Raw genomic sequence first — 274 nt, 5'->3', positions numbered from 1 at the left:
CCATGAACGCCTTGCGGCGCGCCTGGGAGCACTTCGAGGAAGGCTTCATCGCCTTTCTTCTCGCTGCCATGACCCTGATCACCTTCGTCTACGTGATCCTCAACAACTTCTACACCCTGTTCTACTGGCTGGGTGACCATTTCGGCGGCAACGAAACCCTGCTGGGTATCGGTGACGCCATCCTCGACATGGCCCAGGCCATGACCTGGAGCAACGCCCTGACCAAGGCGCTGTTCGGCTGGCTGATCTTCTTCGGCCTGGCCTACGGCGTGCG

1 pseudogene is annotated in these 274 nt (G+C 60.6%); it reads left to right on the top strand.

Annotated elements, in window-relative coordinates:
* Nucleotides 1-2: 2 nt before the first annotated feature.
* Nucleotides 3-274: pseudogene (locus tag E4487_RS24355) on the top strand (C4-dicarboxylate ABC transporter); the annotation flags it as partial.

This window comes from Pseudomonas sp. BMW13, from assembly GCF_013357275.1.
Taxonomy (GTDB): Bacteria; Pseudomonadota; Gammaproteobacteria; order Pseudomonadales; family Pseudomonadaceae; genus Aquipseudomonas; species Aquipseudomonas khazarica.
The sequence above is the reverse complement of the archived record's forward strand: the minus strand, read 5'-3'. Positions and strand labels throughout refer to the sequence as shown.